Origin of the sequence: Streptomyces sp. NBC_00178, assembly GCF_036206005.1 — a bacterium.
Classification (GTDB): domain Bacteria; phylum Actinomycetota; class Actinomycetes; order Streptomycetales; family Streptomycetaceae; genus Streptomyces.
The window spans coordinates 4,069,927-4,091,206 of sequence record NZ_CP108143.1 but is presented as its reverse complement, the minus strand read 5'-3'; the positions used below and the strand labels follow the sequence as shown (position 1 = coordinate 4,091,206).

The window sequence follows — 21,280 nt, the reverse complement described above, 5'->3', positions numbered from 1 at the left end:
CCGTTCGGACATCGATCACTCGTACGGGCCTTAGCTCCATGGTCAATGAAATTGATCAACGCCGCCGGCCGGGCGGATTATGCGAGGGAAATACGCCACCCCGGGAAATTGGATCACCGGATGCCCGACACGCCGTCCGGGGGCCTTATGCGACGCGGCGCGAATCCACGTGGCCGCTGCGCCGCCGGGACCACGTGGCCGCAGCGGCGCGTGCCTGGCGGAAGCACCGCCGGGACCGGACGGAACACCTCGCGGATCCGCCCCGGCCTGCTGCGCGCCGGGCGCGTCGCCCGCCCCGGCCTGCCGCGCCGGCGCGCACGGCCCGCAGTCCGACCGCCCCGGGGGGCGGGTCGGGTGCGGGCGCGGGACCACGGCTCGGTAACCTGAAGCCCGCTGACACACACTTAGGGCGGCTTTACGGCCGCTCGGGCCTTCCTGTCCGCAGAGTCCGAAGTCCGCAGTCCGAACGTTCAAGGAGTTGCCGCCGCCGTGAGCCGCAGCCTTCGACACGGCGCCCTCGCCGCCACTGCCCTCGTGTTCTCGATCGCCACCCTGTCCGCCTGCGGTGCCGGCAACAACGCGCAGACGCTCCAGGTCAGGCCGGACAACGCAGCCACCGCTGTCGACGGCATCAAGATCCAGAACCTCAACGTGATCACTCAGCCCGACCACGAGGCCGAGGGCCCGGCCGTCATCAGCGCCACCCTCTTCAACGACACCACGAAGCGTGAGGTCCTGGAGAAGATCACGCTGCCCGGCGGCAACGCCACGGTGAAGCTCCAGCCCGCCAAGGGCAAGGGGCCGCTCGTGATCCCGGCCGGCGGACGGCTCGTCCTCGGCGGCAAGAACAACGCCTCCGCCGTGATCGAGAACGGCCGCCAGGTCGGTGCCGACGGAAGCGTGCAGAACGTGGCCTTCACGTTCAGCGAGACCGGGGACATCGAGCTCGGCGCCTCCGTCGTGCCGGCGACCAGCTTCTTCAAGAAGTTCGGCCCGAGCACGCTGCCGAAGCCGAAGCCCACGCCCACCCCCTCGGACGACGCGTCCGAGACCCCGGGTGCCGAGTCCGGCAGCCCGTCCGCGTCCGGCGAACCGTCGGCGCCGGCGGACGGATCGGCCAGCCCGTCGGGCGAGGCGTCCGCCTCCGAGTGACACGCGTGCGCCCGCCCTCACGGCGGGCGCACACGCGTGGGGGGTGTCTCCGGCCGGAGACACCCCCCACGACACTGTCCGCGCCGGTTTACGGCTCGAACTTGTAGCCCAGGCCGCGCACGGTCACGAGATAACGCGGCGCCCCCGGATCGGGCTCGATCTTCGCCCGGAGCCGCTTGACGTGGACGTCCAGGGTCTTGGTGTCCCCGACGTAGTCCGCGCCCCACACCCGGTCGATCAGCTGCATGCGCGTCAGCACGCGGCCGGCGTTGCGCAGGAGCATCTCGAGCAGGTCGAACTCCTTCAGCGGGAGGTCCACCTTGCCGCCGGAGACCGTGACGACGTGACGGTCCACGTCCATCCGGACCGGGCCGGCCTCCAGGGCCGCCGGCGTGATCTCCTCGGGTTCGCCGCGGCGGCGCAGGACGGCGCGGATGCGCGCCACCAACTCCCGCGAGGAGAAGGGCTTGGTCACGTAGTCGTCGGCTCCTATCTCCAGGCCGACGACCTTGTCGATCTCGCTGTCCTTGGCGGTGACCATGATCACCGGAACGTTCGACCGGACGCGGAGCTGGCGGCAGACCTCCGTACCGGGCAGGCCCGGCAGCATCAGGTCGAGGAGGACGAGGTCGGCACCGTTGCGCTCGAACTCGTCGAGACCGTCCGGGCCGGTGGCCGCGATGGCCACCTCGAAGCCTTCCTTGCGCAGCATGTAGGACAGGGCGTCGCTGAAGGATTCCTCATCCTCGACGACAAGCACTCGGGTCACGGAAGAGCCTCCGGGGCAGGAAATGGTTCAAAAGAATCGGTCTCGTACGGCCCCTCGTCGTCGACTGCGTCGTCGAGGACGAACGGTCCGCCGTTGGTACGACCCCTGACGACGCCCGACTCGGGCAGCCGCAGGGTGAACGTGGAGCCCTGTCCCTCGGAGCTCCAGACGGTGACCTCCCCGCCGTGCGAGGCGGCCACATGCTTGACGATGGCGAGGCCGAGACCGGTGCCACCGGTGGCCCGTGAGCGGGCCGGGTCGACGCGGTAGAACCGCTCGAAGACCCGCTCGCGGTCCTTCTCCGAGATGCCGATGCCCTGGTCGGTCACGGCTATCTCGATGAGGTCCCCGCCGGGCGCGGCGAGCCGGCGTGCGGCGATACCGACGCGCGTACGGGCGGGGCTGTAGTTGACGGCGTTCTCCACGAGATTGCCGAGTGCGGCCGCGAGCTGGCCCCGGTTGCCCCAGACGAAGAGCTCCTCCGTGCCGCCGGACGCCATGGTGATCTGCTTGGAACCGGCCTGCTGGCGGCACCGGTCGATGGCCTCGACGACCAGTTCCTCCACGCGTACGGGCTCGGCGTCCTCCAGCGGGTCGTCGTTCTGCACCCGGGAGAGGTCGATGAGCTCCTGCACGAGGTTGGTCAGCCGGGTCGCCTCGATCTGCATGCGGCCGGCGAACCGCTCCACCGCCTCCGGGTCGTCGGAGGCGTCCATGACGGCCTCGGAGAGCAGCGAGAGCGCGCCCACCGGGGTCTTGAGCTCATGGCTGACGTTGGCGACGAAGTCACGGCGGACCGCCTCTATGCGGCGCGCCTCCGTGAGGTCCTCGACCAGCAGCAGGACCAGCCGTGACCCCAGCGGAGCCACCCTGGCGGAAACGGCCAGGGCCTCGCCGCGACCCGTGCCCCGGCGCGGCAGATCCAGCTCCACCTGGCGTATCTCGCCGTCCCGCCGGGTGTCCCTGGCCATGTGGAGCATCGGCTCCACGGCGAGGCGACCGCCTCTGACCAGCCCCAGCGCGTAGGCGGCGGAGCTGGCCTTGACGACGCTGTCGCTCTCGTCGAGCACGACCGCGGACGAGCTGAGCACGGAGAGGACGGTGTCGACCCCCGGGGGCAGCGGACCGTTGCTGTCGGGCCGCACGGACGTGCGTGTGGGCCGCTTCTGCTCGCGCTCGCTCCAGCGGAACGCCAGCACGGCGATCACACCGGTACAGAGCCCGGCGATCGCGGCAGCTGCGGCGACCGCCGCGTTCACGTCCATGCTTCAAGGTTATGCGGGGTCGCCGACACTCTCCCAGCCATCCGAGTGCTATCTCGAACACTCGTCGCCCAGAGTTCACCAAGGGGATAGTGACGGTTCACTTAGGAGGGCGGATCCCGACGCGTTGGGGCCGCACCGTGGCAGCGTGGGGGTCGGCCCAGTGACCCCGGCCTCAGCAAGGATCTGGAGAGGGACTTCCATGCGCGACGCTTATCACGAGGAACTCGATTCGATCGGCGAAGGCCTGGTCGAGATGGCCCGCCTCGTCGGCTCGGCCATCGGACGGGCGACGACGTCCATGCTCGACGCCGATCTCAAGCTCGCCGAGAGCGTGATCGCCGCGGACCAGAAGGTCGACGACCTGCAGCACGACTTGGAGGCGCGCGCGATCGCACTGCTCGCCCGCCAGCAGCCGGTCGCCACCGATCTGCGGATCGTGGTGACCTCGCTGCGGATGAGTGCCGACCTGGAGCGGTCGGGCGACCTCGCCCAGCACGTCGCCAAGCTGGCGCGGCTCCGCTTCCCGGCGACCGCGGTGCCCAACGACCTGCACGCGACCATCCTGGAGATGGGCCAGCTCGCCCAGCGGCTGATGGCGAAGTCCGCCGAGGTCATCATCACCAAGGACGTCGACCTGGCACTCCAGCTGGAGCAGGACGACGACGAGATGGATCTCCTGCACCGCACGCTGTTCCAGCACCTGATGGACGACCGCTGGAAGCACGGCATCGAGACGGCCGTGGACGTGACGCTGCTCGGCCGGTACTACGAGCGCTTCGCCGACCACGCCGTGTCGGTCGCCAAGCGCGTCGTCTACCTGGTCACGGGTGAGCACGCGGACGAGATGCAGTCCTCGGCCTCGGTGGACGGGGCGTAGGGCTCACGGTTCGGGCTTCGGGGCCGGGTCCGGGGTCCGCGAGCGGGTTCCGGCTCCGGCCCGTCCACCGAGGAGCGGGTTCGGGCTTCGGGCTTCGGGCTTCGGGCTTCGGGCTCGAACTTCGCTTCAGCGGGGCCGATCGGGGGCTCCGACCCCCATGAAGGGGGCGCGAAGGGCGCGGCGTCCACCGCGCCCGTACGCCCGTTCCCTTTCGTGCGCCGTTGATGCGCCCTCCTTACGGGGCATGCAATGGGTGCGGGGGCGGCGCGCCATGCCGTACATCCACATCCCCCGTAGTCGTCATGTGCGCGCCCAGCACGACGCGCCACGCGACGCGCATGTGCCGTACGCCGTCGACTCGCACGCCCGTCGGACGTCCAGTCGTACTCCCTGAGGAGGGACCATGGCCGATTCCCCCGTGACCGAACCCCAGCAGGATCCGCCGACCGAAGTGGTGCATCTCACCGTGCTGGGGGCCTGCGGCTGCGGCTCGGGCTGCGGGTGCGGCTGCCAGTCCGGCGCTCCCTGCCAGTGCGGCGGCTGACCCCGGACCCGACAGCGCGACGGCGGTGCCCCGCGACGGAGACGTTCCGTCCCGGGGCACCGCCGTCGCGCTCTCAGTGGGCCGGGCCGGTGCCCCCGGGCCCCGCCGCGACGGCCGGCCCGGCGGGCGCGACCTCGTGCGTGTCGGTGACGGCCGGTGCGGCCGTTGACGCCTGGACCACAGGCGCGGAGGGCGCGACGGGAGCGGCAGGCGCGGAGGGCCCAGCAGGTACGACGGGAGCGGCCTGCGAGGACGTCATCGCACCCGGCAGTTCGAGGTTCCGCATGAGCAGCCAGTAACCGGCCGCCGCCACGGTGCCCAGAATCGCGCAGGTGCCCCAGAGCCAGGCGGCGCCGTAGTGGTCGATCACGAACCCGGACATCAGCGGGGCGACCAGCGCCGCCACCGACCAGGACATCGTGTACATCCCCTGGTACCGGCCACGGCCGTGCGACGGGGACAGCTGTACGACGAGGCCCGTCTGCGTCGGCGCGTTGACGATCTCAGCGAGGGTCCACACGCAGACCGTCAGCGCGTACACCCCGACGGATCCGGCGAAGGCCGTCAGCCCGAACCCGTACCCGGCGAGCACGGACGAGATGATCAGCAGCCGGCGCGGGTCGCGGTGCTGGATGAAGCGGGTCACGGGGATCTGGAGGACCACGATCAGCAGCCCGTTGACGGCGATGGCCGTGCCGAAGTCCGAGGCGGACAGCCCGTCCGCGCCCATGGCCACCGGCAGTCCGACGTACCCCTGCTGGAAGACCAGCGAGACGAGGAACGACAGCCCGACGACGCCCATGTAGCGCCCGTCGCGCAGGACCGTGGTCAGCCTCACGTCGTCCGGCGGGCGGACCCCGGCGACCAGGGGCGTCTGCTCCGGCCTCGACTCCGGCACCTTCAGGAAGACGACGACGGCGCACAACAGGGTCAGCGCGGCCTCGCCCATGAAGCCGGCGAGGTAGCTGTACTCGGCGATGAACCCCGCACCGGCCGACGAGACGGCGAACCCCAGGTTGACGGCCCAGTAGTTGAGCGAGAAGGCCCTCACCCGGTCCTCGGGGCGGACGATGTCGGCCATCATCGCCTGCACGGCGGGGCGCGACGCGTTGCTCGCCATGCCGACGACGAACGCCACGCCCGCGATGGCCGCCGGGTGCACCATGAAGCCCAGCACGGCGACGGACACCGCGGTCGACAGCTGCGCGATCAGCATCGTCGGCCGGCGGCCGAGCCGGTCCGTCATCACCCCGGCACCCAGCGACGAGACGACCCCGCCGAGCCCGTGGAGGGCTGCGACGAGGCCGGCGTACGAGGCCGAGTAACCCCGGTCCAGGGTCAGATAGAGCGCCATGAACGTGGCGACGAAGGCGCCGAGACGGTTGACCAGTGTGCTGGTCCACAGCCACCAGAACTCCCTGGGGAAGCCGGCGACCGTCTCGTGTGCCGCCTTTCTGAGACCAGCGACGGACATAGGAGCTCCCCCCAGGGACGTAAGGAATGGACGCGGGCCTGTAAGCGGTACCGCAGCTGTCCGAACATTACGAAGGTGAAATCTCGGGCCGCCACCCAATTGACGCCACACGTCAATCGTCACGGCCCCACGGCCGCCGTGGTCCGCCCCTTGGCCGGGCGCGCGGAGCCCGTACGGGTTCGATTACGCTCGGACCCATGGCCGACGCACCGTACAAGCTGATCCTCCTCCGCCACGGCGAGAGCGAATGGAACGCGAAGAACCTGTTCACCGGATGGGTGGACGTAGACCTCACCGACAAGGGCGAGAAGGAGGCGGTGCGCGGCGGTGAGCTGCTCAAGGACGCCGGCCTGCTCCCCGACGTCGTGCACACCTCCCTCCAGAAGCGCGCGATCCGCACCGCCCAGCTCGGGCTCGAGGCGGCGGACCGCCACTGGATCCCCGTCCACCGCTCCTGGCGCCTGAACGAGCGCCACTACGGCGCGCTGCAGGGCAAGGACAAGGCCCAGACGCTCGCCGAGTTCGGCGAGGAGCAGTTCATGCTGTGGCGCCGCTCGTACGACACCCCGCCGCCGGCCCTCGAAGACGGCGCCGAGTTCTCGCAGAGCGCCGACCCGCGCTACGCGACGATCCCGACGGAGCTGCGCCCGCGCACGGAGTGCCTCAAGGACGTCGTCGAGCGCATGCTGCCGTACTGGTACGACGGCATCGTCCCGGACCTCCTCGACGGCAAGACCGTCCTGGTCGCCGCCCACGGCAACAGCCTCCGCGGCCTGGTGAAGCACCTGGACGGCATCTCCGACGACGCCATCTCGGGCCTCAACATCCCGACCGGCATCCCGCTCTCCTACGAGCTGGACGCCGACTTCCGCCCGCTGAAGCCGGGCGGCACGTACCTGGACCCGAACGCGGCGAAGGCTGCGATCGAGGCTGTGAAGAACCAGGGCAAGAAGAAGTAAGCAGAGCTGAAGTAGCCCCCTACCTGCTGGTTTTCCACGTGGTGGGGGGCTTTTCGGTGCGCCGAGGCCTGGCTGGGCCCTCGCCCGGTCGATCGGTTCACCCCGAGGATTTCAGGAAGTCCGGCTCCGGCCGTTCCCTGACCTCTGCCGACGCGCCCGCGGCGCGCAGCGTCGTGACTGTCGCTACGGCCACTTCCTGCGGTACGCCGACGAGGATCAGAACGGGAGCGTCAGTCGCCAGCACCTTGCTGCGCCAGAGGCTCAGCCCGGTCGCACGGCGTACGACGTGAGTGACGTCCCGCAGGCGGAAGCCGGGATCGGTGAGTACGACGTCGTGGGGTACGTCCTCGCACACCAGCACAACGGATGCGACTCCCATCGCAGTTGCGGACTGGGGGCCTGCTACGTCGTGCCGGCCCGGCACTTCACCGCCGGCATGCGGCATGGCACCCCCGCCAGCCATTAGCCCTTGCCCAGAATCCAGTTGGGCTCGCCCCCTTCAGAACACGGTCGCTTTCTCGCACCTCGTCCGGTACCCCACCCGCTAACGTGACCCCCACACCTGCCCGTTACCGGGGTGCACACCCCGCGGCGGACGGACGGGCGGGCGGGGCGCGGAGAGCAAGGAGATCGGGGAGAACCATCATGGGCGAGTCTCTGAAGACCTTCGTCGGCGGGACCGAGGTCGAGGTACCCAACAGCATCCCGGCGATCCGTGCCGCGCTTCCCGAAGAGAGACGCGCGGAGTTCGACAGCGCGATCAACGAGGCCGGGGTGCGCGAGATCCACGCGGTGATGCGCCACTGGATGCTCGAGGCCGTCCCCGATCCCGAGGCCGAGAAGATCCTGGACAGACTGGCTCAGGACGAGGCCGAGAGGCGGAACGTCGCTTGAGTTTCCGCATCTCCTACGCCCCGCCCGCCGACGACACGCTGGCCAAGATGAGTGACGCCGACTCGTTCCGCGGCGAGATGGCGCGCACCCTCGGCCTCGATCCCTACGGACACGCCTCCAGCGCCGTCAAGCTCGAACGCGACCGGCGGGAGGCCACCGTGGGCGGGGCGATCGTCCTCTACTACGTCTCCGGCACCGTGTTGACGGTCACGGTCGTCCGGCTCGTCCCCCTGCCGTAAGCCGGCCACTCGCCGTACAAGGCGAGAGCCACACATAGGCGAGAGCCGTACGAGGGCGGAGGCCATCCTGCCGGCCCCGCCCCGCACAGCCCCGCGCCCGCACAACCTCGCGACTGCGGCCCGAGCCTCAGCACCGCCCCAGGATCAGCCGAGCTTCCCGTCCTGCGCGTCGATCACCGCGGTCGGCTTGTCGAAGTCCGACTTCTCGCCCGTCGCACCGAGGTTGAAGGAGAAGAACGTGGCGACGGTGCCGCCCTTGCGGAGGACCACAAGCTTGAAGGGGACGGCGGACTCGCCCTTCCCCATCTGCACCCGCCAGGCCACGGCCTCGTCGCCGCCGGTCACCTTCTCCTCGGTGATCGAGGTGATCGTCTGCTTCGTGTCCTTCATCGACAGGCCGAACCCGCCCGTCGCGCACGCGGCGGCGGACTCGCGCAGCTCGGCGAGGTTCTTCTCGGCGCCGTCACCGTCGTAGGAGGCCAGGGTGACCAGGGACGACGTCATGTCGAGTGCGCCGGTCATGGCGTCCTTCAGGTCGCCGGGGGCGGTCTTCTTCTTCTTGGGCTCCTCGACGACCTTGCGTCCGGCGTTGCCCACCGGGGTCCCGCGCTTCACGCCGTAGAACGCGAACCCGACCGGCTCGCACTCCTTCTTGTCCACGGTCACGGCCTCGGGCGAGGCGATGTCCTCCGGTCCGGTCCTGGAGACCTTGTAGCCGTCGACGTCGCCCTGCTCCAGTGACGCCTTCTCCAGCTCGGCCGTCGTGAGGGCCTTGATCGCGGACTTACCCGCGTCGCCGCCCTGGGAGCCCGGCGCGGCGCTGCCGCCCTTGTCTCCGGAGTCCGAACCCCCGCAGGCGGTGGCGAGCAGGGCGAGGCACGCGGCGGAGGCGGCGAGGGCGGTGCGGCGTACGGCGGTGGCGCGCATGATTCGTTCAACTCTCGGTACGAAGGAGCAACGCCCGTTCCCAGGCCCGTGTTTCAGCGGCTTCTCGGGCGGGTTGTCGCGGTACGGAACACAGTACGATCGACCGCCTCTCAGGCAGCCGTTCCGCAGTGCCACGGGACGTGATCGTGATTCTGCCGTGATCACCCTGTGAAGGCGCTGTGGGGCGGTCGATCCGCGCAAGCGCCCCGGAGGGGATCCGCCCGTGTCCGTCGACCACCTTCAGTGGCTCGTCGAGGCGCTCGACGAAGTGCCCGCCGTGACGAGCGCCCCGGAGTGACGACCGCTGCGCACGGGCCCTATTTACGCGGCGCGGGAGCTCGGGCTGCTCAGGAGGGGCGCTGGGTGAGGTGTGCGAAGGCGTCCAGATTGCGGGTGGACTCCCCCCGCTCCACCCGCCAGGCGTACTCCTTGCGGATCGCGCTCGCGAAGCCAAGTTCGAGCAGCGGGTTGAAGGCACCGTCCGCCGCTTCGAGGACCACGCCGAGCAGCCGGTCGAGCTCTTCGGGGGTGACGACGGACAGCGGGAGGCGTCCGGTCAGATAGATGTCGCCGAGCTGGTCGATCGCGTAACTCACACCGAAGAGACGGAGGTTGCGTTCCAGGAGCCAGCGGTGCACGGCGGCGTCGTTCTCGTCCGGGTGCCGGATGACGAACGCGTTGAGGGAGAGGGAGTGCTGCCCGACGCGCAGGGAACAGGTCGTGGACAGCTTGCGCGTCCCGGGGAGTGTCACGACGTACGAGCCGGGCTCGGGGCTCTCCCATTCGAGCGCGGCGTCGTCCAGCGTCGCCTCGATGACCTGCGCCGCTGCTGTCCCACCGGATACGTCAGCCATGGTCCGAGCGTACGACAGGCCACCGCGGGAGCCCCGGCCGCGGTTCCGACGGCCGGACGATTCCGGCAGTCCGCTGTTCCGGCAGTCCGCAGTTCCGACGGCCCGCGGTTCCGACGGCCGGACTCCGCCGCGGTCGGCAGGGCGACAGGTTGACAGCGGCGGCAGCGGCGACGGTCCGACGCGCGGGGGGACGGTCGGCTCAGTGGTGGTGCGCCCGGGCGCGCCGCCGGTGCTGCATCGCGGCCGTGTAGACGTCGGCGGTGGCCGACGCGGCCGCGTCCCAGCCGAACGACTGGGCGTGGACGGCGGCCGCCGCCCCCATCCGTCCGGCCAGTTCGGGGCTCCCGGCGAACCGGCCGAGCGCCTCGGCGTACGACTCGGGGTCGTGGCCCGGGATAAGGAAGCCGCTGGTGCCGTCCTTGACCGCGACGGGCAGGCCGCCGACGGCCGCGGCGAGCACCGGCGTACCGGTCGCCTGTGCCTCTATGGCGACGAGGCCGAACGACTCGCTGTAGGAGGGCATGACCAGCACCGAGGCGGCCCTGAACCAGTCGGCGAGCTGGTCCTGGCAGACCGGCGGGTGGAAGCGGACGACGTCGGCGATGCCCAGCCGGGCGGCCAGCTTCTGCAGCCCCTCGGGTTTGGCGAGGCCGCTGCCGCTGGGGCCTCCGACCACGGGAACGACGATGCGCGAGCGCAGCGAGGGGTCGCGGTCGAGGAGTACGGCCACCGCGCGCAGCAGCACGTCCGGTGCCTTCAACGGCTGGATGCGGCCGGCGAAGAGCGGGATCAGGGCGTCCTGGGGCAGCCCCAGCCGGGCCCGGGCCGCGGCGCGCCCGTCGGCAGGGCTGAAACGGTCCAGGTTCACCCCGGGGTGCACGACGGCGACCGAGGCCGGGTCGGCGTCGTAGAAGCGGATGAGTTCGTCCGCCTCACCCGCCGTGTTGGCGATGAGGCGGTCGGAGGCACGCACGATCTGGGTCTCGCCGATGACGCGCGCGGCGGGCTCTGGGGTGTCGCCCTCGGCGAGCGCGGCGTTCTTGACCTTCGCCATGGTGTGCATCGCGTGGACGAGAGGCACGCCCCAGCGCTGGGCGGCGAGCCACCCGACCTGGCCGGAGAGCCAGTAGTGCGAGTGGACGAGGTCGTAGTAGCCGGGACGCTGGCCCGCCCAGGCCTGCATCACACCGTGCGTGAAGGCGCAGAGCTGTGCGGGCAGCTCCTCCTTGGCGAGGCCCTCGTACGGTCCGGCGTCGATGTGGCGGACCAGGACGCCGGGCGCCAGCTCGACCGTCGGCGCCAGCCCGCCGGTGGTGGCCCGCGTGAAGATCTCGACCTCGATGCCGATCGCGGCGAGGCGCCTGGCCAGCTCGACGATGTAGACGTTCATTCCGCCCGCGTCGCCCGTGCCGGGCTGGTGCAGGGGCGAGGTGTGGACGGAGAGCATGGCGACGCGGCGCGGCTTGCGGTGGCCGCCCGCGAAGCCGCCGGGGAAGCGGATCCGGGGTGTCGCACGGCCGCTGCCGAGCCGGGAGACGTACTGGCTCACGGGTCCGCTCCTCCTCGCTCGGGGCATGACACGTACGGGGCACACGACCCCTTCGGTGGACCAGAACAGCGGAACCGGCCCGTTCATTTCCGCTTTGCCAAATCATTGCGATTCGGTCGGCGTGCCGCGATGCCCGCCACTCGTGGCACGTCTGCCCGGCGGTGCTTCGCATACGCTCCCTTCCATGCACCAGCGCCCCGTCGGCACCGCGACCCGCGGGACCACCAACCCCAATCGGCTGCGCCGTATGGACCGCTGGATCGCCGCCACCCACGGCCCCGCCCTGCGCCGCAGCGACGCCCCGGCCGCGGTCGACCTCGGCTACGGCGCGGCCCCCTGGACCGCGGTCGAGCTGCTGGAGCGGCTGCGCACGGCCGACCCGCGCACCACTGTCACCGGCATCGAGATCGACCCGGAGCGGGTCGCCGCGGCCCGGCCCTACGAACGCGAGGGCCTCACCTTCGTCCACGGCGGTTTCGAGATCCCCCTGCCCGGCCGCCCCACCCTCATCCGCGCGGCGAACGTGCTCCGCCAGTACGACGAGGGCGAGGTCGCCGCGGTCTGGCGGCGGCTCTGCGCCCGGCTGGCCCCGGACGGCCTGCTGGTCGAGGGCACCTGCGACGAGATCGGCCGCCGCCACGTGTGGGTCGCGCTCGGACCGGAGGGGCCGCGCACGGTCACCTTCGCGACGCGCCTCGGCTCCCTGGACCGCCCCTCCGACCTCGCCGAGCGCCTGCCCAAGGCCCTGATCCACCGCAACGTCCCGGGTGAGCCGGTCCACGCCTTCCTGCGCGACCTCGACCGGGCGTGGGCCACGGCGTCCCCCTACGCGTCGCTCGGCGCGCGGCAGCGCTGGATCGCGACCGCCCGCACCGTGTCCGCCGACTGGCCCCTGACGGACGGGGTACGCCGGTGGCGGCAGGGTGAGATCACGGTCCTCTGGTCCGCGCTGCGCCCCGGGTCACCCTGAACTCCGCTCGAACACCGGCGAAACGCCCGGCCGGGAGCGGATGACACCTCGCCTCGGACGGCCGGAGCCGGTGGAAGGCGGCCGGATCCGGGAACCCCGGTGGATCACCGTTCGTCACCCATGTGACGGGCCCGGCACGGCGGACCTCTGTTGCTTCACGGGGCGACATGGCACGATCGCGTCGTCACCCAGAAGTTACTGATGGTAAGTCAGATGTACGCGATATGGCTTTCGTTGCCGTTCGCCCGGAGGGGGAGCTCGTGAACCGACGCCACTGTGCCGCTGCCGCGATCACTCTGGTCTGCGCACTGGCCCTGCTGACCGCGCCGGTCCAGGCCATGGCCGCCCCCGTACCCGAGCCCACGCCGACCGCCTCGGCGCCCACCGCCGGAGGGAAGACCCTCGAAGAGGTGCGGCAGGAGATCGACACCCTCTACCGCAAGGCCGGGGCGGCGACGGACGCGTACAACCTCGCCGAGGAGCAGGCCGAGAAGCAGTCCGGCGAGATCGTGCGGCTGACCAAGGCGATCACCGAGGGCCGGACGAGGATCGCCGAGCTGAAGGACCGGGCCGGCGCGCAGGCCCGCGAGCAGTACCGCAGCGGCGGGCTCCCCCCGGGCGCACAGCTCGTGCTCAGCGGCGACCCCTACTTCTTCCTGGACGGCATCAACCAGGCGCGGCAGGGCCAGCAGGCCACGAAGGGCATGCTGACCGAACTGGAGCAGGCCCAGGAGGACTTGGAGACCTACACCCAGGACGCGAACCTCAACTGGGAGAAGCTCGAAGCCGGCCGCGTCAAGCAGGCCAAGGCCAAGAAGAGCATCGACGCGCAGATAGCGGAAGCGAAGAAGATCGAGTCGCAGCTCGCCAAGGAGGAGCAGGCCAGGCTCCTCCAGCTGGAGAAGGACGCGGCGTCCACGGCCCAGGCGGCCTGGCTCTCCTCCGGCGCGCTCGACGACATCGACCGTGAGGCGAGCGCGAGCGGCAAGGCGGCGCTCGCCTTCGCCACCGCCCAGATCGGCAAGCCGTACGTCTGGGGAGCCGAGGGCCCGGGGTCGTACGACTGCTCGGGGCTGACCTCGCAGGCCTGGGCGGCGGCGAAGCGGCCGATCCCCCGGACGTCCCAGGAGCAGTGGCGCCGCCTGCCCCACATCCCCATCCACGACATGCGCCCGGGCGACCTGATCATCTACCACAGCGACGCCAGCCACGTCGGGATGTACGTCGGCGACGGCTCGATCGTGCACGCCCCTCGGCCCGGCAGGAACGTCACGCTCGCGGGCGCCGGCTCGATGCAGATCCTCGGAGTGGTCCGCCCCGACAAGTAACCGTCCGATACGCAGCCCTCCGACACGTGGCCCTCCGACACGTGGCCATCCGGCGAGTAGCCGTCCGGCCCGGGAGACCACCGGCGCCGGCGGACGCGTGACCCACACCGCATCACAGCCCGACGGCCACGCGCGGACCGTGTGTGCGAGGCGTGATGTTCGTCATGGCTTCATGTCCGTTTCATGTGCGCCCATCACGCCTGATCCGTGGTGGGACGCGGCTTATGGCCGCGCATATGACACGGGAAGATCACCCTGCGGCATTCCGTTCACCCGTCGCGGACCGCTATCGTCCCCGTCGGCGGGTCGTCGATCGTCGTCCCGCCGCGCCCTCGGGGGGAGGGAAGGAAACCCGAACCGATGCCCGTACCCGTACCGCAGCAACGTGCCGTTCCCGCTGCGGAGACCACTCACGGCGCCGACCTCACCCTGCTGGTGATCGAGGACGACCCTGCGGGCACCTTCACCGTCCCCGAGCTGTCGTCGACCACCGGGGCCCGGGTCCGCGTCCGGACCGCGCGCAACCTCACCGAGGCCGGACGGCTCCTCACCGACGACGTCGACTGCATCCTGCTCGACCTGGATCTGCAGTCCGCGACGCTGCCCGCCGGCGTACGCGAGGACGCCGGAACCCAGCCCGACGGGCTGGCCACGCTCAAGCACGTCCTGCGCATCGCACCGCGCCACGCCGTCCTCGCCCTCACCGCGGAGGACGACGCGGAGCGGGCCGCCGAGGCCGTGCGCGTCGGTGCCCAGGACTACCTCTTCCGCGATGAACTCGACAGCCGCCTCCTCAGCCGCGCCATCCGGTACGCCGTGGAGCGCAAGCGTGCGGACATCGCGCAGCGCCAGCTGACCGAGTCCCGGCTGCGGGCCCAGGAGAACGCCCGGCTGGAACGCGGACTGCTGCCCACCCCGCTCCTCGACGGCTCCGACCTCTCCTTCGCCGCCCGGTACCGTCCCGGCCGCAGCCGCGCCCTGCTCGGCGGCGACTTCTACGACACGGTGCGCACCCCCGACGGCACGGTCCACGCGATGATCGGCGACGTCTGCGGACACGGCCCCGACGAGGCTGCGCTCGGCGTCGAACTGCGCATCGCCTGGCGTGCGCTGACCCTGGCCGGGCTCTGCGGCGACGCCCTGCTGTCCACGATGCAGCAGGTACTGGAGCACGAGCGGCAGAGCGACGAGATCTTCGCGACGCTGTGCACCGTCGACATCGCCCCCGACGGCCGCCGCGCCGGACTGTGCATCGCCGGCCACCCCGCGCCGCTGATCGCCCGCCAGGGCAGGGCCGCCCACCTGCTGCCCTACGAGGACGGCGGCCCCGCGCTCGGCCTTCTGCCGCACGCCCGATGGCCACGCCGGCAGGTCGAACTCGGCGGCTCCTGGAGCCTGATGATGTACACCGACGGGCTGATCGAGGGCCGCGTCGGACTCGACAGGACCCAGCGGCTCGGCCAGGACGGCATGGTCGCGATGATCAACGGGCGTCTCGACCAGGGCCTCGGCGGCGAGGCGCTGCTGGAGGCCGCTGTCACCCAGGTCCAGGAGCTGAACGGCGGCGAGCTCACCGACGACGTCGCGGTCCTCCTGCTGGAGCGCGACGAGGCCCTGATACGCCGGAGGGGCAGGAGCGCCGTGCGCTCCCGCCCCGGTAGGGCTTCGCCCGCGGGCGCTCAGCGCCCGCCGTTGTAGGGACCGTACGGCCCGTCGCTGCTCGAACCGCCGCGACGGCCGCCGCCGCCCGACACGGCCTTGATCGCCGGCCGCACGTCCACCATGAAGACGATGGACGCGACCACGCCCGCGATCTGCAGGAAGAGGATCGGGATGACCAGGTTCACGAACACGGTGATCCCGAGGATGATCAGCCAGAAGGACTTCTTCTGCTTGTCCGCGGCGCGGTAGGCGTCCTCGCGCGCCGTCAGAGCGAAGACCAGCGCGACCACGGCCAGGACGAGCATGGCCAGGTACAGCATCTGGAGGATCGAGCCGAATGCTTCGAGCAACACGGTGAGCACCGCCTAATCAATGGATGAGCCCTCGCGGCCAAGGTACCGGGACGTCAAGGTACCGGGACAACGACCCGGGCACCCTCAAAGGTGCCCGGCCCGTTCTCCCGGCAACCCGCTCTGCCGTTCCCTCTCGGCTACCCGTTCTCCCGGCCACCCGCTCTGCCGGGACCGGGTCCGTCCAGCGGCCCGCCTGCCGGCAGGCCGTCCGCCGGCAGCCCGGGGAACCGCTTCTGCTACTTCGCGGACGGCGGGGTGGCCTTCTTGGCCGCGGGCTTGCGCACGGGCGCGGGCTTCTTCGCGGACGCGGCGGGTGCGGCCTTCGACTCGGTGGCCTTCGGCGCGGGCTTCTTCGCGGCGGGAGCCACCGGCTTCGCGGGCGCGGGCTTGACGGGCGTCGCCCTCACCGGCGTCGTCTTCACGGCGGTCTCGGACTTCTGCTTCGGCACGGCCTTCGGCTCGGCCTCGACGACGGCGGCGATCTCCACGATCTCGTCGGCCGTCTCGCCGCGCCAGGTGCGCACGGTGAGCTCACCGCGCTCGGCGACCTTCTCGTACGTCTCACGGGCACGGACCGCGTACTCGGCGGCCACACCCACGCTGCGCAGAGCCAGGTCCTGGGCGCTCTCGCCCCACTTCTTCAGGTCGGTGTCCAGCGACCCGAAGACCTCGCTCACCTTCGCGCTGACAGTGGCCTGGGCCTCCCTGGCCTGCGTGGTGACCCGCTCCTGGACAGCCTTGGGGTCGGTGTTGCGCACGGCCTCGATCCGCTCGGGCGCCTCGGCCCGCAGCTGGTCGATCAGGGCCGGGACCTTACGCGCCTGCTCCACGGCGAGATCGGCCGTGCCGGCGGCGAAGTAGAGGGGGGTCGGGTCGGTGAGGGTCTTGCGCAGGTCATCGGTGATGGCCATGACTGTGGTCCTCCCGGATCATCGAAGTCAGTTGAGGGGTGGGTCTGCATCACTGCCGCCGGCCGTGCGGGGGCCGCGGTCGTCCGTACCGGCGCCGTCCGTGTCGCCGGCACCGCTCTCCGCGTCGATTCTGCTCTCCGCGGCGGCGGCACCGTGGTTCCCGGCGTCGGTGTCGGACGCGACATCGAATCCGTTCTCGCGGCGGAAGGAGTCGTAGATCTGCAGAAGTACGTTCTTCTGCCGCTCGTTGATCGACGGATCGGCCAATATGACCGCTCGCGTCTCCAGCTCCTCCCGCTCCCGCTCGTCGAGGATCCCGGCCCGCACGTACAGCGTCTCGGCCGAGATCCGCAGGGCCTTGGCGACCTGCTGAAGCACCTCGGCACTCGGCTTGCGCAGACCTCGCTCGATCTGGCTGAGATACGGATTGGACACTCCGGCGGCGTCGGCGAGCTGCCGCAGGGAGAGCTGCGCGGTACGCCGCTGCTCACGCAGGTACTCGCCGAGATTGCCGACGTTGAGTGATGCCATGCCTCGATACTGCCGACCCTTGCTAACTTTTGCAAGCGCCTGCTTGCAAAAGTGTTCCACCTCATGCGGGGCCGGGCCCGTGTGACTCGCAGCCGTAGATGTCACTTCGCAGGGTTTTCTGTCAACAGTCGCCCGTAGCCGCCGAACGGTAATCCCCCAGGCCCTGGCTGTGTGAGCCATTAGGTTGGTGTGCGTGGAGACACGGGGGCAGAGGTATCGGTATGTGGGTCCGGCTGAGCTGAAGGAGCTCGTCCGGACGGGGAGTGAGGGTCGGAGCATCCACTCGGCGGCAGACTTGGACGAGTGGATCCCGGCGCTGACCATGGCCGAGTTGGCCGAGCCGTTCACGTTCGTCGTCGATGGTGGCGGGGTGCTGCGACTGGCTCCGCGCCGCAGCGAGCACGTGGTGTGTGCCGGCGGCGGAGAGGTTCTGAGCGCCGGTGAGATGAGCTTCCGCAAGGAGTCCGGGCGGTGGGCGGTCGAGGAGGTCAGCAACCAGTCGACCGGCTACTGCCCGGACGTCAGCTCATGGCCCGCCGTATCCGAGGCTCTGGATCGGATCGGGATCCATCGGCCGCCCGGATTCACGCACGAGGTGGTCTTTCGCCGATGCCCCTCCTGCCGGGAGCTCAACATCGTGCGGGAGAAGGACTTCGTATGCGTCTTCTGCGGCGAGGACCTGCCGCGGGAGTGGAACGTCGGTGAGCCCGCGTGACTGGTCAGACCGCGAAGATCGCGTCGCCGTGCGAGTGCGGCAGCATGGCGGTGCGACAGGTGAACCAGTTCATCCTCCACGATGAGTTGTGGTGGGACTCGGAGTTCACTTGCGAGTCTTGCGGCACATACCTGTGCGAACACGCTGGTCCGGGACCAGCACCTGATGATGTGCGGGAGGCTCTCCTCTCAGCGCATGGGTCCGTCAGGCTGCGGCTGGTCGGTTCGGTTCCCGGTCTCGTTCCAGCGTTGAGAGTCTTTCGAGAGATTTCGGCGGCCTCCTTGTCACGGGCTCGTGAGCTGGCCGGGGAACTGACCCACCATGGTCTGGTGGGGACGTTGTCGGAGATGGAGTTCCTGAAGGCCCGGCTGCAGATGCGTGGATTTCCCGTCGACGTCGATCGTTAGCAGTCCCCGGAGGACCTCAAGGTCAGCTGCGGATCCGGCGGTGCGCCAGGAGAGGTCGGCAGGAGTGCGGGCACGGACGCCGCTATCCCGGGACCGCTCGGAACTGGTTCCGGCACGAAGGGCAATCCACCGCAAGTTGCAAGAAGCGTGACCCGACGGTGCCAACAAACGTGTCCCGCAAGGTCAGAACCTTCAGGTCACCACACCACGCCGGCTCCCGCTGTCCTGCCCCGGCTCACTGTGGCTGAGCAGGATGTTCGCCATCCGAGCAGGACACCTGTGGCCGAGGATGCCCTGTGTCGGTCACATCGGCACGGCGCCCCCCTCCCCCGTACGCAGCCACGCCCGGATCGCCGCGAAGTCCGCGTCCGTGAGGCCGATGCGGGGGTCGATGCGCTGGAGCAGCGCCCTGCCCGGGTGGCGGCCGGCCACCCACGCCCGGTCGGTGGCGGAGATCTCGTCGTCCACCCATACGAAGGGGCGCCCCGCCGCCCGGTCGACGATGGGAGCCGTCTTCCAGTGGAGACCACGCACCAGGTCCTCAGGGTCCTCCGGCCACTCCACCACCGCGAGGGCCGGCAGCCCGAGCCACGGCGCGACGCACTCGTTGGCGCTGTCCAGCCACGTCGTCGCCCACACCAGCTCGCAGCCCAGCGCCGCCAGTTTGGGCCCGAACGCCGGATCGATCCGGGCGACCAGCGGATTGCCCGCTCCCGACGACGGTCCGCCGGAGGCGGGTCGATACGTCGGGTAGCCCTGCGGGAGCTGCTGCGGCGTCGCCCCGAACGGGATGAGGGGGCCGTCGACGTCGAGGAAGAGCAGAGGGCGCTGATGCGGACCGGTCACGCGTGCACGGTAGCCGCCCCCGGCCGGATCGCCCCTACTGTGATGGCCGCCCGGGGGAACGGCCGGCCTGACGCAGCGGCGCTCGTCCCGGTCGCGCGGGCGGGACGGCGGAGAATTCCCACGACCGGAGATCGCCCGGGCGGCAGACTGGACGCCATGACCTCACCGGATGCCAAGGCCGACCTCCGCCGCTACCTGCAGTCGGCACGCGACGCGCTGCTCTGGAAGCTCGACGGCCTCTCGGAGTACGACGTCCGCCGCCCGCTGACGCCCACCGGGACGAACCTCCTGGGGCTGGTCAAACACACGGCGAGCATCGAACTGGGCTATCTGGGAGACACCTTCGGGCGCCCGTCCGGTGAGGCGCTGCCCTGGGTGGAGCCGGACGCCGAGCCCAACGCGGACATGTGGGCCACCCCCGACGAGTCGCGGGCGCAGATCGTGGCGCTCTACCACCGGGCGTGGGCGCACTCCGACGCGACGATCGGGGCGCTCGCCCTGGACACGGTCGGCAGGGTTCCGTGGTGGCCGGACCATCGCGCGGAAGTGACGGTGCATCATGCCGCGATCCGGGTGATCGCGGATACGCACCGGCACGCCGGGCACGCCGACATCGTCCGCGAACTCCTCGACGGGTCGGTCGGGATGGGCGAGACCAACGGCAGCATGCCGCCGGGCGGCCCCGACTACTGGGAGAAGCACCGCGACCGCCTGGAACGCGCCGCCCGGGAAGCCGAGGGCCGGGCGTAGTGGCGGGCCGGCAGGCGGCTGACCTGGACCTCTCGACCACCGGCCCGGGTCTGGCTCCGGAATGGGCGGAGGCGGGGAAGACCGTCTGCGGCGTCCTGCACGCGCCGCCCAGCACCCCCTCCGTGGCCGCCGCCTTCGTCAGCGCCGGATGGCGGTCACGCAAGTCCTCCTGGTACGGATACGAGGTCGAGACGAGCTGGTGCCGCATCGACCTCGACCCGATCGAGGGCCCCGCGACCCTGCTGGACGGCCTCGTCGATCCCGCCATGTTCGACGCCCTCGCCACGCTCCTCGCCGAATTCGGACCGCGCTTCAGCCTTGAGATGTACGGCGAGGACGGCGATCTGCTGTGCGAGACGGCCGTCTGAACCCCCGGCCGGCCCGACCCCCGGCGGCCCTGACCGGACCGGCCCTGACCGGACCGGCCCTGAACAACGCGCGTCCGTTCACGTAGCGTCGGCGGTATGAGTGACCTCCTGCCGCTCCTGGTCCTCCTCGGCGCGCTCGCCGTCGTCGCGGGCTTCTTCACGTGGCTGGCCTCCCACGTCCGGCGGCGCGGTACCGCCGGGGCGGCCGTCACCGCCGCCATGGCCGCCTATGACGAGGCGTTCCGCGTCACCGCGCACGACGCCCACCACGAGATCCGGGCGCAGGCCGACCGCAGGGCACCGCTTCTCTCCCCCGACCGCCCGTGGGAGAGCGGGCGTGACGGCGTGCACCCGACGTGGCGACGCCCGCGACGGGTGCGGCCGGGGTTCCGCCGCCGCCTCGGGCGTCCCTGGCGCATGCGCCGCCCCGGGGACGCATAGGGCCCGCGCGGCCTCGACCGCGTACCGGGGCAGGGCGCCCCGGCGCCAAGGCGTCGGCCCCGGGCGTCCGTACTCGCGCCGGTGACGGCACCCGGAAATCCGGTCGAAGTGACGCCCACGCGTCCCTACCCTGGCCTCATGTCCCATGCCAACACCTCGTACGTGTGCCTGCCGTGCCGCGCCTCGTACAAGCGTCGCTACGAGGCGCACCACGAGAAGGGCCTGCGCCGGCACGTGTGCCCGCGGTGCGCGGGGGCGCTGATCCACGTCGGGTCGGCGTTCGCCGCACCGCGCCGACGGGACACCGCAGCCTGGCGCACGCTCTCGGTGCTGCTCCACGCGGGCGTCCGCTTCCACAAGAGCTGTTGCGGCGGCCCCGGCTACCGGCCGCGCACCCTGCGCGAGGTGAAGGAGCGGATGGCGTACGCCGAGGCCACCGGGGAACCGTTCGCACGCGCCCTGGTCAGGGCGGAACTGCCCCACTGACGTACGCCC

The 21,280-nt window shown here is 71.0% G+C and carries 25 protein-coding genes; 14 read left to right on the top strand and 11 right to left on the bottom strand.

The window, feature by feature from the left end; genetic code table 11:
* The first annotated feature begins 489 nt into the window (after positions 1-489).
* The gene (locus tag OHT61_RS17800) at positions 490-1,152 is read left to right on the top strand and encodes a DUF461 domain-containing protein (RefSeq protein ID WP_329039607.1); all 663 of its coding nucleotides are present in this window, start codon (positions 490-492) and stop codon (positions 1,150-1,152) included.
* Positions 1,153-1,240: 88 nt separating this feature from the next.
* Here OHT61_RS17800 and OHT61_RS17795 read toward each other — a convergent pair whose 3' ends face one another.
* Together OHT61_RS17795 and OHT61_RS17790 are read right to left on the bottom strand one after the other, a co-directional pair.
* Positions 1,241-1,921 (bottom strand): response regulator transcription factor, encoded by a 681-nt coding sequence (locus OHT61_RS17795; RefSeq protein ID WP_327116183.1) that lies wholly within the window; start codon positions 1,919-1,921, stop codon positions 1,241-1,243.
* Positions 1,918-3,186: a sensor histidine kinase gene (locus OHT61_RS17790; protein WP_329039605.1), complete on the bottom strand. Its 1,269-nt coding sequence runs from the start codon at positions 3,184-3,186 to the stop codon at positions 1,918-1,920. The genes OHT61_RS17795 and OHT61_RS17790 overlap by 4 nt, the downstream gene beginning before the upstream one ends.
* Positions 3,187-3,385: 199 nt before the next feature.
* Here OHT61_RS17790 and phoU point away from each other — a divergent pair, with 199 nt between their 5' ends.
* Together phoU and OHT61_RS17780 are read left to right on the top strand one after the other, a co-directional pair.
* Complete coding sequence (gene phoU, locus OHT61_RS17785; protein ID WP_329039603.1) at positions 3,386-4,063, top strand: phosphate signaling complex protein PhoU; 678 nt, start codon at positions 3,386-3,388, stop codon at positions 4,061-4,063.
* 403 nt (positions 4,064-4,466) lie between these two features.
* Entirely contained in the window at positions 4,467-4,607 is a 141-nt protein-coding gene (locus OHT61_RS17780) for a hypothetical protein (protein ID WP_329039601.1), read from the top strand.
* Positions 4,608-4,680: 73 nt separating this feature from the next.
* On the opposite strand, the gene OHT61_RS17775 is transcribed toward OHT61_RS17780, so the two are convergent.
* Positions 4,681-6,081 (bottom strand): MDR family MFS transporter, encoded by a 1,401-nt coding sequence (locus OHT61_RS17775; RefSeq protein ID WP_329039599.1) that lies wholly within the window; start codon positions 6,079-6,081, stop codon positions 4,681-4,683.
* Between the two features lie 197 nt (positions 6,082-6,278).
* Here OHT61_RS17775 and OHT61_RS17770 point away from each other — a divergent pair, with 197 nt between their 5' ends.
* Complete coding sequence (locus tag OHT61_RS17770; RefSeq protein ID WP_329039597.1) at positions 6,279-7,040, top strand: phosphoglyceromutase; 762 nt, start codon at positions 6,279-6,281, stop codon at positions 7,038-7,040.
* Positions 7,041-7,137: 97 nt separating this feature from the next.
* Here the strand turns inward: OHT61_RS17770 and OHT61_RS17765 are convergent, their stop codons facing one another.
* Positions 7,138-7,419, bottom strand: a complete 282-nt coding sequence (locus OHT61_RS17765) for a ribosomal protein L7/L12 (protein ID WP_329039595.1) — start codon at positions 7,417-7,419, stop codon at positions 7,138-7,140.
* A gap of 266 nt (positions 7,420-7,685) precedes the next feature.
* Here OHT61_RS17765 and OHT61_RS17760 point away from each other — a divergent pair, with 266 nt between their 5' ends.
* Both OHT61_RS17760 and OHT61_RS17755 read left to right on the top strand, forming a co-directional pair.
* Positions 7,686-7,934: a hypothetical protein gene (locus OHT61_RS17760; RefSeq protein ID WP_329039594.1), complete on the top strand. Its 249-nt coding sequence runs from the start codon at positions 7,686-7,688 to the stop codon at positions 7,932-7,934.
* Positions 7,931-8,173, top strand: coding sequence for a hypothetical protein (locus OHT61_RS17755; protein WP_329039592.1), 243 nt, complete (start codon positions 7,931-7,933; stop codon positions 8,171-8,173). Before OHT61_RS17760 ends, OHT61_RS17755 begins: the two co-directional genes overlap by 4 nt.
* A gap of 144 nt (positions 8,174-8,317) precedes the next feature.
* On the opposite strand, the gene OHT61_RS17750 is transcribed toward OHT61_RS17755, so the two are convergent.
* The 3 genes from OHT61_RS17750 to mshA form a co-directional block, all read right to left on the bottom strand.
* Positions 8,318-9,100 carry a hypothetical protein gene (locus OHT61_RS17750; RefSeq protein ID WP_329039590.1) on the bottom strand — a complete coding sequence of 261 codons (783 nt, stop codon included), beginning with the start codon at positions 9,098-9,100 and terminating at the stop codon, positions 8,318-8,320.
* A gap of 347 nt (positions 9,101-9,447) precedes the next feature.
* Positions 9,448-9,954, bottom strand: a complete 507-nt coding sequence (locus OHT61_RS17745; protein ID WP_329039588.1) for a YbjN domain-containing protein — start codon at positions 9,952-9,954, stop codon at positions 9,448-9,450.
* A gap of 199 nt (positions 9,955-10,153) precedes the next feature.
* Positions 10,154-11,503, bottom strand: a complete 1,350-nt coding sequence (gene mshA, locus OHT61_RS17740; protein ID WP_329039587.1) for a D-inositol-3-phosphate glycosyltransferase — start codon at positions 11,501-11,503, stop codon at positions 10,154-10,156.
* A 184-nt stretch (positions 11,504-11,687) separates the two neighbouring features.
* Here mshA and OHT61_RS17735 point away from each other — a divergent pair, with 184 nt between their 5' ends.
* From OHT61_RS17735 to OHT61_RS17725, 3 genes are all read left to right on the top strand, one after another.
* A complete protein-coding gene (locus OHT61_RS17735; RefSeq protein WP_329039584.1) occupies positions 11,688-12,473 on the top strand; it encodes a class I SAM-dependent methyltransferase in 786 nt (261 codons plus the stop codon).
* 260 nt (positions 12,474-12,733) lie between these two features.
* A complete protein-coding gene (locus OHT61_RS17730) occupies positions 12,734-13,801 on the top strand; it encodes a C40 family peptidase (RefSeq protein ID WP_329039583.1) in 1,068 nt (355 codons plus the stop codon).
* A 360-nt stretch (positions 13,802-14,161) separates the two neighbouring features.
* Entirely contained in the window at positions 14,162-15,499 is a 1,338-nt protein-coding gene (locus OHT61_RS17725; protein WP_329039582.1) for a PP2C family protein-serine/threonine phosphatase, read from the top strand.
* Here the strand turns inward: OHT61_RS17725 and OHT61_RS17720 are convergent.
* The 3 genes from OHT61_RS17720 to OHT61_RS17710 all read right to left on the bottom strand — a co-directional run bounded on the left by OHT61_RS17720 (position 15,481) and on the right by OHT61_RS17710 (position 17,258).
* Entirely contained in the window at positions 15,481-15,816 is a 336-nt protein-coding gene (locus tag OHT61_RS17720; protein ID WP_329039580.1) for a DUF2516 family protein, read from the bottom strand. The genes OHT61_RS17725 and OHT61_RS17720 overlap by 19 nt on opposite strands.
* Positions 15,817-16,052: 236 nt before the next feature.
* Entirely contained in the window at positions 16,053-16,727 is a 675-nt protein-coding gene (locus tag OHT61_RS17715; RefSeq protein WP_329039578.1) for a hypothetical protein, read from the bottom strand.
* Positions 16,728-16,754: 27 nt separating this feature from the next.
* Positions 16,755-17,258 (bottom strand): helix-turn-helix domain-containing protein, encoded by a 504-nt coding sequence (locus tag OHT61_RS17710; RefSeq protein WP_329039577.1) that lies wholly within the window; start codon positions 17,256-17,258, stop codon positions 16,755-16,757.
* A gap of 193 nt (positions 17,259-17,451) precedes the next feature.
* Between OHT61_RS17710 and OHT61_RS17705 the strand changes: the two genes are divergently transcribed.
* Entirely contained in the window at positions 17,452-17,973 is a 522-nt protein-coding gene (locus OHT61_RS17705; RefSeq protein WP_329039576.1) for a hypothetical protein, read from the top strand.
* A gap of 710 nt (positions 17,974-18,683) precedes the next feature.
* Here the strand turns inward: OHT61_RS17705 and OHT61_RS17700 are convergent.
* Positions 18,684-19,226, bottom strand: coding sequence for an HAD domain-containing protein (locus OHT61_RS17700; protein ID WP_329039574.1), 543 nt, complete (start codon positions 19,224-19,226; stop codon positions 18,684-18,686).
* 156 nt (positions 19,227-19,382) lie between these two features.
* Between OHT61_RS17700 and OHT61_RS17695 the strand changes: the two genes are divergently transcribed.
* From OHT61_RS17695 to OHT61_RS17680, 4 genes are all read left to right on the top strand, one after another.
* Positions 19,383-19,976, top strand: coding sequence for a DinB family protein (locus OHT61_RS17695; RefSeq protein WP_329039572.1), 594 nt, complete (start codon positions 19,383-19,385; stop codon positions 19,974-19,976).
* Positions 19,976-20,344: a hypothetical protein gene (locus OHT61_RS17690; protein WP_329039570.1), complete on the top strand. Its 369-nt coding sequence runs from the start codon at positions 19,976-19,978 to the stop codon at positions 20,342-20,344. Before OHT61_RS17695 ends, OHT61_RS17690 begins: the two co-directional genes overlap by 1 nt.
* Before the next feature lie 96 nt (positions 20,345-20,440).
* Entirely contained in the window at positions 20,441-20,785 is a 345-nt protein-coding gene (locus tag OHT61_RS17685; protein ID WP_329039568.1) for a hypothetical protein, read from the top strand.
* 138 nt (positions 20,786-20,923) lie between these two features.
* A complete protein-coding gene (locus OHT61_RS17680) occupies positions 20,924-21,271 on the top strand; it encodes a deoxyxylulose-5-phosphate synthase (protein ID WP_329039567.1) in 348 nt (115 codons plus the stop codon).
* Positions 21,272-21,280: the final 9 nt, after the last annotated feature.